This is a genomic window from Saccharothrix sp. ST-888 (genome assembly GCF_000955975.1).
Lineage (GTDB): Bacteria > Actinomycetota > Actinomycetes > Streptomycetales > Streptomycetaceae > Kitasatospora.
This window is the reverse complement of sequence record NZ_JYJF01000072.1, coordinates 22,275-37,545: the sequence shown is the minus strand read 5'-3', so window position 1 is coordinate 37,545 and position 15,271 is coordinate 22,275. Positions and strand designations below refer to the sequence as shown.

The following is a 15,271-nucleotide window of genomic DNA, read 5'->3' as shown; positions in this document are numbered from 1 at the left end:
TCTTCGGCCGGCTACGGCGTCTACCGCAACACCTACGCCCCGGGCAGCTACGCCTTCGACGACCCGGTCAGCACCACCGAGCAGGAGCTGCGCTTCGACGCCTACTACTTCGCCGGGACCGGCCTCAAGGACGTGATCGGCCAGTACACCTCGCTGACCGGAAAGCCCTTCCTGCCGCCCGTCTACGGCCTGGAGATGGGCGATTCGGACTGCTATCTGCACAACGCCAACCGGGGCGAGCGGCACACCCTGGACGCGCTGAAGATCGCCGACGACTACGCGAAGAACGACATGCCCAACGGCTGGATGCTGGTCAACGACGGCTACGGCTGCGGCTACGAGAACCTGGCCCAGACCGCCCAGGGCCTCCAGCAGCACAAGATGCAGCTCGGCCTGTGGACCGAGAACGGCCTCGGCCAGCTCGCCGACCAGGTCCGGGCCGGCCAGCGGGTGGCCAAGCTGGACGTCGCCTGGGTCGGCGACGGCTACAAGTTCGCCCTCGACGGCTGCAAGGCCGCCTACCAGGGCATCGAGGACAACAGCGACGCCCGCGGCTTCACCTGGGCACCCGAGAGCTGGTCCGGCGCGCAGCGCTGCGGGGTCCAGTGGAGCGGCGACCAGTCCGGCAGCTGGGACTACATCCGCTGGCAGATCCCGACCTACGCCGGATCCACCATGTCCGGCATGGCGTACAACACGGGCGACGTGGACGGCATCTTCGGCGGCAGCCCCCAGACCTACACCCGCGACCTGCAGTGGAAGTCCTTCCTTCCAGCCATCATGTCGATGGACGGCTGGGCGCCCAGCGACAAGCAGCCGTACCGCTCCGGCGAGCCCTACACCTCCATCAACCGCAAGTACCTGAAGCTCAAGGAGTCGCTGCTGCCGTACATGTACAGCTACGCGGCGGAGGCCACCCGGACCGGCGTCGGACCGGTGCGGCCGCTGGCGCTGGAGTACCCGGACGACCCGGTGACGGCCACCGACGCGGTCAAGTACGAATTCCTCAGCGGCCAGGACTTCCTGGTCGCCCCGGTCTACTCCGACACCTCGGTGCGGGACGGCATCTACCTGCCCAAGGGCACCTGGGTCGACTACTGGACCGGCCGCACCTACCAGGGCCCGACCACCGTCAACGGGTACAGCGCACCGCTCGACACCCTGCCGCTGTTCGTCAAGGCCGGTGCCACGATACCGATGTGGCCCGGCATCAGCTCCTACCAGGACCGCACCGCCGACTCCCCGCTCGCCTGGGACGTCTACCCGCAGGGGCGCAGCAGCTTCAGCCTCTACGAGGACGACGGGATCACCCGCCAGCACCGCGAGGGCAAGTACGCCACCCAGACCGCCCAGGTGACCGCCCCGACGGCCGGGTCCGGCCAGGTCCGGATCGACGTCTCGGCGAGCAAGGGCGACTTCGCGGGGAAGCAGACCGCCCGGCCGTACCTGTTCACGGTGCACAGCGGCACCGCACCGAACCAGGTCGCGCTCGGCGGCCGGGCACTGCCGAAGCTGGCCGACCAGGCCGCGTTCGACCGGGCCGACCAGGGCTGGTGGTACGACCCGGCCGACCGCGGCGGCGTGGTCCGGGTGAAGACCGCCTCGCTCGCCACCTCGGCCGGCTTCCGGCTGGTACTGGACGGTGCGAGCGCGGTGGGCAGCCAGGCCGGCCCGAGCGGTGACGCCTGGGCGAGCGATCTGCCCTGGGCGAGCGCGGTCAACGGCTGGGGGCCGGCCGAGCGGGACCGCAGCAACGGCGAGACCGGCCCCGCCGACGGCCACCCGATCACCCTGGACGGCACCGTCTACCCGAAGGGCATCGGCGTGCACGCCGACTCCGACATCGAGATCGTCACCGGCGGACGCTGCTCGTCCTTCGACGCCGTGGTCGGGATCGACGACGAGATCAATGGCTACGGTTCGGTGACATTCTCGGTGGTGGCCGATGGACGCACCCTGTGGACGTCACCGGTTCTCACCGGGCAGTCGGCCGCCCTCCCGGTCACCGTGCCGCTGGGCAGAAGCGACCGGGTCCACCTGAGGGTCGACGCGGCGGGCGGCAGCACCGGCGACCACGGCGACTGGGCGGCCGCCAAGTTCCACTGCGCCTGACCTGCTGATCAACCCTGGTCCGGACCGCACCACCGAACGCCCTGCCGGTTCCGGCAGGGGCCGAGGCGCCCGTCTCCGCAGGTCCCCCACCCTGCGGAGGCGGGCGTTCGGCCGTGTCCAAACCCTCCCCGAGGGCGCACGGGAGTGCGCCGGGAGTGATTGGTCACTGCGGGGTGGCGGTCGCTGGCGCTGGGCAAGAGTGCCCAGGTGGAGCGGGTAATGTCGAAGCCGTGCAAGCTCATATCGAACCGTCCGGCCACCGGACCGACCCCGCCGTGGACGGGGGATCCGCCGAGGCAGGGTGGCCACCGATGAGCCGCCGCCATGCGATCGTCTTCGGCCTGACCGGCCTCGCCTACCTGCTGGTCGTGGTCGCCGTGGTGCTGGACACCAAGCTCGTCGAGCTCGACTGGGCGCTCAAGCAACTCAGGCCCTACAAGCGCTGGCCCGAGGTCCAGCCGCTGCTGAACGTCTGGATCATCGCCGGGCAGCGCGGTCCCTCCGCGATCGCCGCCTGTGCCTGGCTGGGCTGGCGCTGCTTCCGGCGCCGCACGCTGCGTCCGCTGCTGGCGATGGGGGTGGCGCTGCTGCTCCTCAACATCACGGTCGGCGGCGTGAAGATCGTGACAGGCCGACTCGGCCCGCACTACGCGCACTTCCTGGGCTCACCGGAACTCTTCTCCGGCGGCACCATCTTCCCCTCCGGGCACACCGCCAACGCCGTGGTGACCTGGGGCGTGCTCGCCTACCTCGCCGAGCGCTGGCGGCGCACCGGCACCCTGCTGGCCTCGTTCACCGCCGTCTCGATCGGGCTGACCACCGTCTACCTGGGCACCCACTGGCTCTCGGACGTGCTGGCCGGCTGGGCGGCGGGTGCGCTGGTCCTGCTCGCGATGCCCCTGTTCGAGCCGCTGATCGCGGCGGCGGACCAACGGATCACCGACCTCTGGCGCGGCGCGCGCTAGAGCCGCCCCGGCAGTCGCCGACTGCCACCGCTCGGGCCTCAGCCCTCCCAGCAGCGCTCGACCACACCGTCCCGGGCGGCGAGATTGAGCCTGCCCTCCCGGTACTCCAAGGTGATCATCTCCCCGGGCTCCAGCACCCGGACGATCCGCCGGCCCCGGTCGGCCGCCAGCCGCTCGGCCGCCGCCACCGGCAGGCCCAGGTACTCCTCGTGCTCGCCGCGCTCGTCCACTGCCGCTCTCCCTACGGTCGCCACGGTCCACGGACGTACGCTGGAATCCTAGACCGGCCGCCTCGGCCGGGCGGGGTGGAGGCGATCAGGTATGCGTCCGGCGAAGACCCCACGGCAGTGGCGCAGCGGCACCGAACCGGCCACCGCCCGGAGCGACCTCAAACTGCGCTTTCTGCTGTCCGTCACCTTCACCCCGTTCTTCGCCCTGCTCACCGCCGCCTTCGCGGTGTGGGCGGCCCGGACCTCCGCCGACGCCGCTCCCAGCAGCGGCACACTGACCTTCTTCGCCGTCTGCTGCGGCGTCCTGACGCTGCTCGCGGCGATCGACCTCTGGGTGGTGATCCGCCGCCGTCGGACGGAGCTGTGACGGGCCGTCAGCCCGGACATGCCAGGTCACAAGATCGTCACAACCTCGGACGCGGCCGCCGCGCACATGCCATCCTGGCGCGATGCGCTTCCGATCCCTGGCACCCGCCCTCGCCGTCGCAGCCATCGCGCTGACCGGCTGCAGCAGCAGCGGCTCCAGCACCGCCGCGCCCGCCGCGCCCTCGGCGTCCACCGCAGCCTCAGCCCCGGCCTCCGACGCCTCGGCCGCGCAGCCGGCTTCGCCCGGCTCGGCCGCGCCCGGCGACTCCACCGCCCCGGCCAAGCCCGCGCCGCCCAGCGACGCGGGCCTGCCGCCCAAGCCGGACGCCCCGGGTGTGGCCAAGCTCGTCGCGGCCCTGGACGCGATCGACCCGGACATCGTGGCCGGACAGCCCGACAAGGCCGTCGACCGGGCCAGGAACCAGTGCCAGTCGATCTACGACTTCCCCAAGGACCGGGCGAAGCTGATCGACCTGACCAACCAGCGCTTCACCTCGCCCAAGCACCCGGACGGCTTCGGCGCCGACAAGGCGGAGAAGATCCTCACCGCCCTCCAGACCACGATCTGCCCCAGCGGCAGCTCCCGCTGACGCCCTTCGGCAGCGCCCCGGCGGGCGCTGCCACGGGGCACGCGGCTCCGCCCGGCACGCGGCGACGGCAGGCCGCTACCGGCTGCCGACCGCCTGCTTGACCAGGGTGCGGCCGAAGTCCCACATCAGACCGCTGCCCCGGTGGGCGTCATCCATCACCTCGGTGAACGCATCGACGAAACGGTCCACCTCCCGCTCGGTGATGATCAGCGGCGGAATCAGCTTGATCACCTCCAGGTGGTCACCGGACACCTGGGTGAGAATCCGGTGCCGGTGCAGCAGCGGCACCACCACCATCTGCGCGAACAGCCCCTTGCGGGCCGCCTGCAGCGCGGTCCACCCGGTGCGCAGCTTCAACGACCTGGGCCGTCCGAACTCGATGCCGATCATCAGTCCCCGGCCCCGCACCTCGGCCAGCAGCTCGTAGCGGTCGACCAACTCCGCCAGCCTGCTCCGGAACAGCTCACCGACCCGGCAGGAGTTCTCGACCACCTTCTCCTCCCGCAGCACATGGAGGGTGGCCAGCGCGGCGGCCATCGCCTGGCCGTTGGAGCCGAAACTCGCGGAGTGCACCAGCACCCGGTCCATCGAGGAGTACACCTTCTCGAAGATCCAGCTCTTCCCCAGCGTCGCCCCGATCGGAACGTACCCGCCGGAGAGCGCCTTGGCGGCGCAGACCAGGTCGGGCTGCACGCCCTCCTCCTCCTGGTACGCGAAGAAGGAGCCGGTCCGGCCGATTCCGGTCTGCACCTCGTCGCAGATCAGCAGCGCCCGGTGCTCGTGCAGCAGTTGCTGGGCGGCGAGCAGCCAGCCGGGCGGGGTGGCGTGCACCCCCTTGCCCTGGATCGGTTCGACGATCAGTGCCGCGACGTCGCCCTTGCGCAACTCCCGTGCCAGCGCGCCGAGATCGCCGAGCGGGATGGCGGTGTCCGGCAGCAGCGGATCGAATCCCCGGCGGAATCCGCTCTCGCCGTTGACCGAGAGCGATCCCGCGGTCAGGCCGTGGAAGGCGTGGTCGCAATACAGCACCCGGGTCCTGCCGGTCGCGCAGCGCGCGAACTTGAGCGCGGTCTCCACCGCCTCCGTCCCGCTGTTCCCGAAGAATACCCGGTCCAACTCGGGGGTGTACGAGAGCAGTTGCTCGGCCAGCAGGCCGGGCAGCGGCGGACAGTCGAAGCGGGTGAGGTCGGGCAGGTCGAGGTCCATCACCTGCTGCACGGCCGCGCGGACCACGGGGTGGTGGCGGCCGAGCGCGAAGATGCCGAACCCGGCCAGCATGTCGAGGTACTCGTTGCCCTCGGCGTCGTAGAAGTACGGGCCTTCGGCGCGCTCGTAGTAGCGGTCGAAGCCGAGCGTGTGCAGCATCCTGGGCAGCTGCGGGTTGAGGTAGCGGGCGTGCAGCTCGTAGCGCTCGGATCCGCGTTCGGCGATCAGCGCGGCGAGGTCGAGAGGGTCAGCCGGCATGGTGCTCGTTCGCTCCTCGGGTCGGCAGCAGTTGCTTGGCGAAGACGGCGGTCTGCGCGGCCACCCCGGTGCCGCTGAGGCCGATCTCCTCCAGGAGCTCGCCGCGCCCCGCGTGGGCCAGGAACTCCTGCGGGATGCCCAGGTCGCGCAGCGGGGTGTCCACTCCGGCGTCGCGCAGCGCCTGGGCGATCGCCGAACCCACCCCGCCGGCCCGGCCGTTGTCCTCGACGGTGACCACCAGCCGGTGCGCGGCGGCGAGTTCGAGCAGAACCGGGTCCACCGGCTTGACCCAGCGCGGGTCCACCACGGTGGTGGTGAAGCCCTCGGCGAGCAGCAGCGCGGCGGCGTCCAGGCAGGCCGGGGCCATCGCACCGACGGCGACCAGCAGGATCTGCGGCTCGGCGGCGGTACGGTCCAGCACGTCCACCCCGCCGATCCGCTCCACGGCCGGGACCGCGGGGCCGAGGTCGCCCTTGGGGAAGCGCAGCACGGTCGGCGCGTCCTGGACCTCGACGGCTTCGCGCAGCTGGGCCCGCAACTGCGCGGCGTCGCGCGGCGCGGCGAGCCGCAGACCGGGGACGACCTGCAGTACGGACATGTCCCACATGCCGTTGTGCGAGGCGCCGTCGTTGCCGGTGACCCCCGCACGGTCCAGCACGAAGGTGACGCCGAGCCGGTGCAGCGCGACGTCCATCAGCACCTGGTCGAAGGCCCGGTTCAGGAAGGTGGCGTACACCGCGACCACCGGGTGCAGCCCGCCGGTGGCGAGCCCGGCGGCGCTGGCCACCGCGTGCTGCTCGGCGATCCCGACGTCGAAGGTCCGCTCGGGGTACGCCTGCGCGAACCTGGCCAGTCCGACCGGCTGGAGCATCGCCGCCGTGATCGCGACCAGTTCGGGCCGCTCGGCACCGAGGGCGAGCAGCTCCGCACCGAAGACGGAGGTCCAGGAGACCCCGGCCGAGGGCGAGACGGGCAGGCAGGTGTACGGGTCGATGGGGTTGACGGCGTGGAACCGGTCCGCCTCGTCGAGTTCGGCGGGCCGGTAGCCGCGTCCCTTGACGGTGAGGCAGTGCACGATCACCGGGCCGGCGAAGTGCCTGGCCTGCCGCAGCGCCTGCTCGACGGCGCCGATGTCGTGCCCGTCGATCGGCCCGAGGTACTTCAGTCCCAGGTCCTCGAAGAGCCCCTGCGGCGCGAACGCGTCCTTGAAGCCCTTCTTGGCGCCGTGCAGCGCGTCGAAGATCGGTTGCCCGACCAGCGGGGTCCGCTGCAGTGCCTCCTTGCCGAGCGCCAGGAACCGCTCGTACCCCTGGGTGGTGCGCAGCGTGGCGAGGTGGTGGGCGAGGCCGCCGACGGTCCGGGCGTAGGAGCGCTCGTTGTCGTTGACCACGATCACCAGTGGCCGGTCCTGGGCCTCGGCGATGTTGTTGAGGGCCTCCCAGGCGAGGCCGCCGGTGAGCGCGCCGTCGCCGATCACGGCGACGGTCCTGCGGTCGGTGCGGCCGAGCAGCTGGTCGGCCTTGGCCAGGCCGTCGGCGTAGCCGAGCGCGGTGGAGGCGTGCGAGTTCTCGATCAGGTCGTGCTCGGACTCGGCGCGCGAGGGGTAGCCGGAGAGACCGTCCCTGGCGCGCAGCCGGGAGAAGTCCTGCCGACCGGTGAGCAGCTTGTGCACATAGGTCTGGTGGCCGGTGTCCCAGAGGATCCGGTCGTAGGGCGAGTCGAAGACCCGGTGCAGCGCGATGGTGAGTTCGACCACGCCGAGGTTGGGGCCCAGGTGACCGCCGGTCCTGGTGACGGCGTCGATCAGGAAGTCCCTGATCTCCTCGGCCAGCAGCGGGAGTTCGGCCGTCTCCAGGCGTCTGAGGTCGGCCGGCTCCCTGATCCCGCTCAGCAGCGACACGCCTGTCACCTGGCGCCGGAGCCGGACGGCTTGGAGGAGCCGAGGGTCTCCCTGGCGGCGCGCAGCGACTCCTTGAGCGAGCCCATGGTGGCGAGGACGGCGGTGGGCTCGTAGCCGCAGTGCGCCATGCAGTTCTCGCAGCGCGGGTCCTTGCCCCGGCCGTACGAGTCCCAGTCGGTCTTCTCGATCAGCTCGCGGTAGGTGGGGACGTACCCGTCGGCCATCAGGTAGCAGGGCCGCTGCCAGCCGAAGAGCGAGTAGTTGGGGATGCCCCAGGCGGTGCACTCGAACTCGATCCGCCCCTCCAGGAAGTCGAGGAAGAGCGGACTGTGGTTGAGCCGCCAGCGCCGCCGGTTGCCGCCGGCGAACGCCTTGCGGAACAGCTCCCTGGTCTGCTCGACGCCGAGGAAGTGCTCCTGGTCGGGGGCCTTCTCGTAGGCGTACGCCGGGGAGATCATCATCTCGTCGACGTGCAGCTCGTCGTTGAGGTAGTCCAGCACCTCGATCACGGTCTGCGGGGTGTCGGTGTTGAAGAAGGTGCTGTTGGTGGTGACCCGGAAGCCGCGCCGCTTGGCCTCCTTGATCGCCTCCACCGCCTCGTCGAAGGTGCCCTCCTTGGCCACCGAGGCGTCGTGCCGCTCGCGCAGCCCGTCGATGTGCACGGTGAAGGTGAAGTACGGCGAGGGCTTGAACCTGTCCAGCTTCTTGCGCAGCAGCAGCGCGTTGGTGCACAGGAAGACGTACTTGCGGCGGGCGATCAGCTGCCGGACGATCTCGTCGATCTGCGGGTGCATCAGCGGCTCGCCGCCCGCGATGGACACCATCGGCGCTCCGGCCTCCAGTACCGCCCCGACCGCCTGCGCCACCGGCATCCGCTGCTTGAGCACCCCGGCCGGGTGCTGGATCTTCCCGCAGCCCTCACAGGCGAGGTTGCAGGCGAAGAGCGGCTCCAGCTCCACGATCAGCGGGAACTTGGCCCGGCGCCTCAGCTTCTGCTGCATGAGATAGGTGCTGATGCGGACGGACTGGCGCAGCGGCATGGCCATGACTAGCTCGCCTCCTGAGGGAGCGTCGAGGGCAGGGATTCGAGTGCGGCAGCGGCCTGGCGGTGCCAGGCGGTGAGGGCCGGTACGGCGGCGCGCAGGGTCCGCCAGGCGCGCAGCCCGGCCGGGAGGGTGCCCGGTCGGATCAGTTCGTGGTCGGGGGTGTCCACCACCACCCGCAGGACGGCGGCGGGCAGCCAGGGGCGCAGCTCCGCGCGGGCGGCGAGGACGGCGGCCGCCTCCATGTCCACCGCAAGGGCGCCCCGGGAGTTCAGCGCACGCCGCTCGACGCCCCGCACCACGTGGTCGGCGGTGTGGTGCAGCCCGGTGTGCGTGGTCAGGCCGCGGGCCTGCAGGACACGGGCGAGCTGCTTGGCGGAGTCCAGCGGGTAGTGGTTGCCCTCGGCGTCGCGGACGGCGTCGGCGACGATCACATCGGCGGGCCGCACACCGGGACCGACGGCGGCCCCGAAGCCGGCCACCACCAGGGCGCCGTACCCGTCCCGGGCGAGCAGCTCGCCGACCACCCGTCTGGCCCGGCTCCGCCCGACGCCGGTCCTGGCCAGCACCGGTGGCCCGCCCGCCGCCTCGCTCCAGTCGCCACCGCGCAGCGCCCACACCTCGGGGCCCAGCGCACACACCACCAGCAGCGCTCCGCCCGTCATGGCCCGCCCCAGACGACCGGCCGGACAGCCGCCCGGGGGCGCCCGGAACGCGCCTCACCCGGCTCCCCGTACCCTGCGAAAGCGCAGGCACCCGCCCTCATCCACGTCCTCCGATCGTCGGGCCGCCGTGCGGCTGTGGCCGTTGCGCCCGATCCTGCGGGCCATCGGCCGCCTCCGCCACCGGACCCGTCCTCATCGGTGGCCGCCGGGCACCGGACTGCCGTGCAGATACCGGCCGAGCGCCGTGACCGGGAAGACCAGCCGGTACAGGTGGTAGTTGATCGAGAAGTCCCAGGGGAAACCGGTGCCGGTGAAGTGCGGCTCGTCCCAGGTGCCCTCCGGCAGCTGGGTGTCCACCAGCCAGCGCACGCCCCGTTCGACCGCCTCGCTGCGCGCCCCGTCCGGCCCCTCCCCGGCGGCGAGCAGCGCCATCAGCGCCCAGGCGGTCTGCGAGGCGGTGGACTCGCCGCGACCGGCCCAGCGCTCCGGATCCTCGTAGGAGCGCATGTCCTCGCCCCAGCCGCCATCCGGGTTCTGCCGGTCCTCCAGCCAGCACACGGCTCGCCGGACGGCCGGGTGGGCGGTGCGCAGCCCGGCCGCGACCAGGGCGGGGACCACCGAGCCCGTCCCGTAGATGTAGTTGGTGCCCCAGCGACCGAACCAGGAGCCGTCCGCCTCCTGGTTGGCGAGCAGCCAGGCGATGCCGCGCCGGGTGCGCGGGTCGTCCGCCTGGCCCACCTCGGCGAGCATCTCGACCACGTGGGCGGTGACGTCCGCCGAGGGCGGGTCCACCACCTCGCCGAAGTCGCAGAACGGCAGCTTGTTGGGCAGCGTGCTGGTGTTGTCCACGTCGAAGGCGGCCCAGGCGCCGTTCTTGGACTGCATGCCGAGGTTCCACTCGACCCCCCGCCGGACGGCTCCGTCCAGCCGCGCCCGGTCGGGGAAGGCGACCCGGCTCAGCGCGAGCACCACCTCCGCCGTGTCGTCGATGTCGGGGTAGTTGTCGTTGTGGAACTCGAACGCCCAGCCGCCGGGTTCGAGTTCGGGCCGTTTGACGGCCCAGTCGCCGCGCCGGGTGATCTCCTCGCCGAGCATCCAGTCGACAGCGGAGAGCAGTGCGGGGTGGTCGGCGGGCAGGCCCGCGTCGCGCAGCGCGACGGTGGCCAGACAGGTGTCCCAGACCGGGGACTGGCAGGCCTCCATCCAGCGCCGGCCGTCCTCGGTGTGCACGGTGAAGCCGTCGAAGGAGGCGAGCCCGGCCTTCATCACCGGGTGGTCCAGGTCGTAGCCGAGCAGGTGCAGCGCGATCAGCGAGTACACGGCGGGCGGCTGGATCCCGCCCCAGCAGCCGTCCGACTCCTGCCGCTCGACGATCCAGCGGCCCGCCTGGGCCAGCGCGAGGCGGCGCAACGGCCGTACGGCGTAACGGTGGTAGACGTGCAGGGCCCGGTCGAGCCGTTCGAAGAGACCGTCCCAGCTGGTCACGGGGGCGAGCGGCCGACGGGGGTACGGGTCGGCGGGGTCGGTGTGCAGCTCGTCGAGCGGGAAGGGCGCCGGGCGGACCGGCCGGTGGGCCGAGACCACGGTCAGCGGTACGATCGTCTGCCTGGCCCAGCAGCCGAAGGCGTAGATGTTCAGCGGCAGCCACTTGGGCGCGAAGATGAGCTCGGGCGGAAGTTCGGGCAGCCGCTCCCAGGGCCACCAGCCGAAGAGCGCGAGCCAGATCCGGGTGAAGACGCGGGCGGCGGCGATACCGCCGTGTGCGCGTACGTACTGCGCCGCCGCCCGCATGTGCGGGGCCTCGGGGTCGTCACCGGCGAGCTTCAGGGCGACGTACGCCTCGACCGTGGCGGAGAGTTCGGGCGGGCCGCCGTGGAAGGTGGCCCAGGTACCGTCCGGACGTTGCTGCGAGCGGATCCAGGCTGCCGAGGCGGCGGTCAGCTCCTCGGTCCTGATGCCGAGGAACTGACGCAGTAACAGGTCCTCGGCATCCATGGTGACGTTGGTCTCCAGGTCGCCCTTCCACCAGCCCTCGGGGCTCTGGAGTGACAGCAGGTGGGCGGCGGCCCTGGCCAGCGCCTCGGCCGGGGCGGCCGCCCCGGCGGGCTCGGCCGAACCGTCCTGCCGACGGCCGGCCGGGCTGGTCCCGTTCACCGCTCCGTCGGCCCCGGCGGCCTCGCAGCGCACCGGGCCCAGCGACCTGCCCGGCCGGCCCGCCGCCGCGGCCCGACCGCCGATGGGCCGTTCAGGCCCCGGCGGCCGGTCGCCCACCGCGGCCGGCTCGGGATCGTACTCGGGGTCGAGCCGGCCGTCCGCGGTTGCTGTCACTTGACGTCACCTCTCTCGTACCACCACGAATTCGGCGAGTGCGACGAAGTGCTCGCGCACCGCATCGGTCATCGGCACCTCGTCCAGCGCGGCGAGGGCAGTCGTGTGCTGGCGGCGGGCCTCGGCCTGCGTCCAGGCGCGGCCACCCGCCTCCTCGATCAGGGCCGCACGGGCGGCGAGCACCTGCTCGCTCTCCTCCCCGTGTCCCTTCGGGTCGGCCAGCTGCTCGGCCAGCCGGCGCGAGGCGCTGCCGCCCTCGGCCAGCGCGGCGGCGACCGGCAGCGACTTCTTGCGCTGACGCAGATCGCCCCAGTGCGGCTTGCCGGTCACCTCGGTGGCGCCCCAGATGCCCAGCAGGTCGTCCACCGCCTGGAAGGCCAGGCCCAGGTGGTGGCCGTAGCGCTGGAGCGCGTCGGACGTCCGGTCGTCGGCCCCGGCCAGCACGGCGCCGATCGCGGAGGCGGCGGCCAGCAGGGCGCCGGTCTTGCCGCCCTCCATGTCGAGGCACTCCTCGACCGTCACGGCGTCGCGGGACTCGAAGGCGACGTCCTTGGCCTGGCCGTCGATCAGCTTGCGGGTGGCGGTGGTGATCAGGCGGACCGCCCGCGCCGCGTCGGCCGCGCTCGCGCCACCGGTGACCGCGGCGTCCAGCAGCACCTCGGTGCCCAGGGTGGCGAGCGCGTCGCCGACCAGGATGGCCTGGGCCGGGCCGAACACCGTCCATGCGGTGGCCCGGTGGCGCCGGGTCTCGTCACCGTCCATCAGATCATCATGGAGCAGGGAGAAGTTGTGCACCAGCTCAACGGAGACACCGCCCGGGACTCCCACCTCCGCCGGGGCACCGACCGCCTGCGCCGACAGCAGCGCCAGCGCAGGTCGGACGGCCTTCCCGCCGTCCCCCGCGGCCGGCGTGCCGTCCCGGTCGATCCACCCGAAGTGGTACGCCGCCACGGTGTCCATCGGCGCGGCCAGCCGCGCGACCGCGGCGCGCAGCGGCGGGGTGCACAGGCTCCGGCCGCGCGCCAGCAGCTCCGGCACCGAAGCGGCCTCCCTGACCGATGCAGTCGATGCGGCGCGAGCCTCCACGTGTGTTCCCTCTCCGTCCGGACGCCGGGCCGGGCCGGCCGGCCCGCCTGGTGCGATGTCAGTAGTGCTGGGGCCCGCGGTCATCGGGGCCACCTCCCGTCGCCTCGGTCGACCGGGATCCGCCCGGCCCCGGCCAGCGCGGCGTCGGCGGCGGCATGGCCGCTGCGCACCGCACCCTCCATGGTCGCGGGCCATCCGGTCGCGGTCCACGAGCCGGCCAGCAGCAGGCCGGGGACGTCCGTCGCGGCCTGCGGGCGCAGCGCGGCGGTGCCCGGTGCCGGGTCGAAGGTCGCGGTCCGCTCACGGGTGACGAAGAAGTCCAGCACCTTCGCCTGCCGGGCCCCGGGGATCAGCCGCTCCAGCTCGGGCAGGTAGCGTGCCCGCAGCTCGGCCACCGGAAGGTCGATCTCGTCCCCGGCGTCGGACTGGGACAGCGCCAGGTACTGGGCGCCCGGCACGGCCAGGCCGGAGTGCGCGGTGCGGTCGAAGACCCACTGCACCGGCGAACCGAGCGCCGCGAAGAACGGCCGGCGCAGCAGCCGCCGGTCGTAGATCACGTGGACGTTGAGGATCGGCGAGGTGCCGAGCTCCGCGAGCCGCTCCTGCCCGGGGACGGCGCCGGGCGGGAGCAGTGCGGCGGCGCTGTCCTGGGCGCCCGCGAGCACCACGGTGTCGGCGGTGAGCAGTTCGCCGCTCTCCAGCCGGACGCCGTGCTGGGCGGCGGGCTTCAGCTCGGCGGCGCGGCTGCGCAGCAGCACCCGTACGCCGAGGCGTTCCAGTTCGGCCAGCGCGGCGTCGTGGTGGATCTCGCCGAGCGGGACGGCCGCCATGCCGATGTCGGAGGCACCGGGGTCGGAGAGCAGACCGGTCTTGAAGACCATCGCGGCGAGCGCGAGCGAGGTCCGGTCGGCCGTGGCGTTCAGGGTGGCGACGCCGACCAGGTCCCAGAGGGCGGCCAGGGTCGCCGGGGTCTGGCCGTGGCGGCGCAGCCAGTCGCCGAACGAGATCTCGTCGAGCGCCGGGTCGGCCAGGTCCAGCCGCTGGAGGGCGAGCGCCGCGCGGACCACCCGGAGCCGGTCGGCGGGGCCGAGGTGCGGGTAGCCGGCCAGGCTGCGGGTGAGGTGCAGCGGTACGGGCAGGGCGTCCCGGCCCAGTCGTCCGAAGGTCCGCCGGCCGTCGGCGCCGAGGCCGAGCACGGGGACGTCCAGCCGGGGCTGAAGATCCACCAGTCGGCCCGCGCACAGCCGGTCGATCAGTCCGCGGTAGGCGGTGCAGCAGCGCAGGAAGACGTGCTGGCCGTTGTCCACGGTCAGCTCACCGCGTTTGAAGGAGAAGGCCAGCCCGCCGAGCCGGGGCCTGGTCTCCAGCAGGGTGACCTGCTGCCCGGCCTCGGCCAGGCGCAGCGCGGCGGTGATCCCGGCCAGGCCGCCGCCGACCACCACGGCGTGCCGGCGGGCGGACATCGGTCGTTCGGTCATCTGCGCCTCCCCCTGCCGTCGTTCCGCTGATCGCTCATGGACACCACGTGCCCGCTGACGGCCGCCGCATACCCGGAGACGGGCGTCGAACATCCGTTTCCGGGCAGCCTGCGGAGCCGGTCGCGTGACGAGGCGCTGACACAGCGTGACATAACTTCCGAGAGAATCAAGAACGCCCTCCGGCGAGCCCGGACAGCGCCACGTATGCCTTCTCCCAGCCCGGCAGCGAGACGCGGCCGCGCAGCACCGACTCGGGATCGGCGGCGATCCGGCCGAGCAGCCGGTGGTAGATGCCGGCCATGGCGGCGGTGGAGGCCCGGCTGCGGCGGTCCAGCATCGGCAGCAGCCGCAGGCCGTCCTCGAAGCAGCGCTGGGCCCGGTCGGCCTCGAAGGCGACCAGCCCGGTGAAGTCCGCGCCCATCGGCGGCCTGGGCAGGGCGAAGCCCTGCTCGCAGCCGAACCTGACCAGGTCCTCGGTGGGCAGGTAGGTACGGCCGTTGAGGGCGTCCTCGCGCAGGTCGCGCAGGATGTTGGTGAGCTGGAGGGCCAGGCCCAGGGTGTCGGCGTACTCGGCACCCAGTTCCGGGTCCTCGCAGCCGTACACGCCGAGTGAGAGCCGGCCGATCGAGCCCGCCACGCACCGGCAGTAGACCTTGAGGTCCTCGAAGGTCTGGTACTCGGCGCCCTTGAGGTCCATCTCGACGCCGTCGATCAGTTCGTCGAGGGCGCCGAGCGGGATCGGGAACCGCCGGGCGGCGTCCGCCAGGGCGACCTTGATCGGGTCGGTGTCGTCCATGCTGACGCTGCCGGAGCGGATCTCGTCGAGCAGCTCGCGGGTGCGTCCGAGCTGCTCGGCCTTGCGCTCGGGCGGCAGGTCGCCGTCGCCGATGTCGTCGATCCGGCGGGCGAGCGCGTAGAGCGCGGACATGGCGTACCGCTTGGCCTCCGGAAGGAGCCGGATGCCGTAGCTGAAATTGCGGGCCTGCAGGGCGGTGACCGCCTCGCAGTACCGGTACGCCGCCATGACCTGAGCGGACGCCAGTG

Annotated in this window: 13 protein-coding genes; 4 read left to right on the top strand and 9 right to left on the bottom strand. The window is 72.6% G+C overall.

The genetic code is table 11. The features are described 5' to 3' along the window. The coding region (locus tag UK12_RS21780; RefSeq protein WP_045304757.1) for an NPCBM/NEW2 domain-containing protein at positions 1–2,112 on the top strand (2,112 nt) is incomplete at its 5' end. A 311-nt stretch (positions 2,113–2,423) separates the two neighbouring features. After that, positions 2,424–3,077 carry a phosphatase PAP2 family protein gene (locus tag UK12_RS21775; RefSeq protein WP_156178853.1) on the top strand — a complete coding sequence of 218 codons (654 nt, stop codon included), beginning with the start codon at positions 2,424–2,426 and terminating at the stop codon, positions 3,075–3,077. A gap of 38 nt (positions 3,078–3,115) precedes the next feature. Here the strand turns inward: UK12_RS21775 and UK12_RS39890 are convergent, their stop codons facing one another. Further along, positions 3,116–3,307: an I78 family peptidase inhibitor gene (locus UK12_RS39890; protein ID WP_231591324.1), complete on the bottom strand. Its 192-nt coding sequence runs from the start codon at positions 3,305–3,307 to the stop codon at positions 3,116–3,118. A 91-nt stretch (positions 3,308–3,398) separates the two neighbouring features. Between UK12_RS39890 and UK12_RS21765 the strand changes: the two genes are divergently transcribed. Both UK12_RS21765 and UK12_RS39885 read left to right on the top strand, forming a co-directional pair. Then, a complete protein-coding gene (locus UK12_RS21765) occupies positions 3,399–3,674 on the top strand; it encodes a DUF6343 family protein (RefSeq protein ID WP_045304755.1) in 276 nt (91 codons plus the stop codon). Positions 3,675–3,756: 82 nt separating this feature from the next. Then, positions 3,757–4,263, top strand: coding sequence for a hypothetical protein (locus UK12_RS39885; protein ID WP_052682054.1), 507 nt, complete (start codon positions 3,757–3,759; stop codon positions 4,261–4,263). Between the two features lie 75 nt (positions 4,264–4,338). Here UK12_RS39885 and UK12_RS21755 read toward each other — a convergent pair whose 3' ends face one another. From UK12_RS21755 to hpnD, 8 genes are all read right to left on the bottom strand, one after another. Next, a complete protein-coding gene (locus UK12_RS21755; RefSeq protein ID WP_045304754.1) occupies positions 4,339–5,727 on the bottom strand; it encodes an aspartate aminotransferase family protein in 1,389 nt (462 codons plus the stop codon). Beyond that, positions 5,717–7,627, bottom strand: a complete 1,911-nt coding sequence (dxs, locus tag UK12_RS21750) for a 1-deoxy-D-xylulose-5-phosphate synthase (RefSeq protein WP_045304753.1) — start codon at positions 7,625–7,627, stop codon at positions 5,717–5,719. The genes UK12_RS21755 and dxs overlap by 11 nt, the downstream gene beginning before the upstream one ends. A 5-nt stretch (positions 7,628–7,632) precedes the next feature. Then, complete coding sequence (hpnH, locus tag UK12_RS21745) at positions 7,633–8,673, bottom strand: adenosyl-hopene transferase HpnH (RefSeq protein WP_045304752.1); 1,041 nt, start codon at positions 8,671–8,673, stop codon at positions 7,633–7,635. 2 nt (positions 8,674–8,675) lie between these two features. Beyond that, positions 8,676–9,335: a phosphorylase family protein gene (locus UK12_RS21740; protein ID WP_045304751.1), complete on the bottom strand. Its 660-nt coding sequence runs from the start codon at positions 9,333–9,335 to the stop codon at positions 8,676–8,678. A gap of 192 nt (positions 9,336–9,527) precedes the next feature. After that, positions 9,528–11,489, bottom strand: coding sequence for a squalene--hopene cyclase (shc, locus tag UK12_RS21735; RefSeq protein WP_045304763.1), 1,962 nt, complete (start codon positions 11,487–11,489; stop codon positions 9,528–9,530). Between the two features lie 180 nt (positions 11,490–11,669). Then, positions 11,670–12,701: a polyprenyl synthetase family protein gene (locus tag UK12_RS21730; RefSeq protein ID WP_231591323.1), complete on the bottom strand. Its 1,032-nt coding sequence runs from the start codon at positions 12,699–12,701 to the stop codon at positions 11,670–11,672. Between the two features lie 128 nt (positions 12,702–12,829). Then, a complete protein-coding gene (hpnE, locus tag UK12_RS21725; RefSeq protein WP_045304749.1) occupies positions 12,830–14,227 on the bottom strand; it encodes a hydroxysqualene dehydroxylase HpnE in 1,398 nt (465 codons plus the stop codon). Positions 14,228–14,393: 166 nt separating this feature from the next. Further along, positions 14,394–15,251, bottom strand: coding sequence for a presqualene diphosphate synthase HpnD (hpnD, locus tag UK12_RS21720; protein ID WP_045304748.1), 858 nt, complete (start codon positions 15,249–15,251; stop codon positions 14,394–14,396). Positions 15,252–15,271 lie beyond the last annotated feature (20 nt).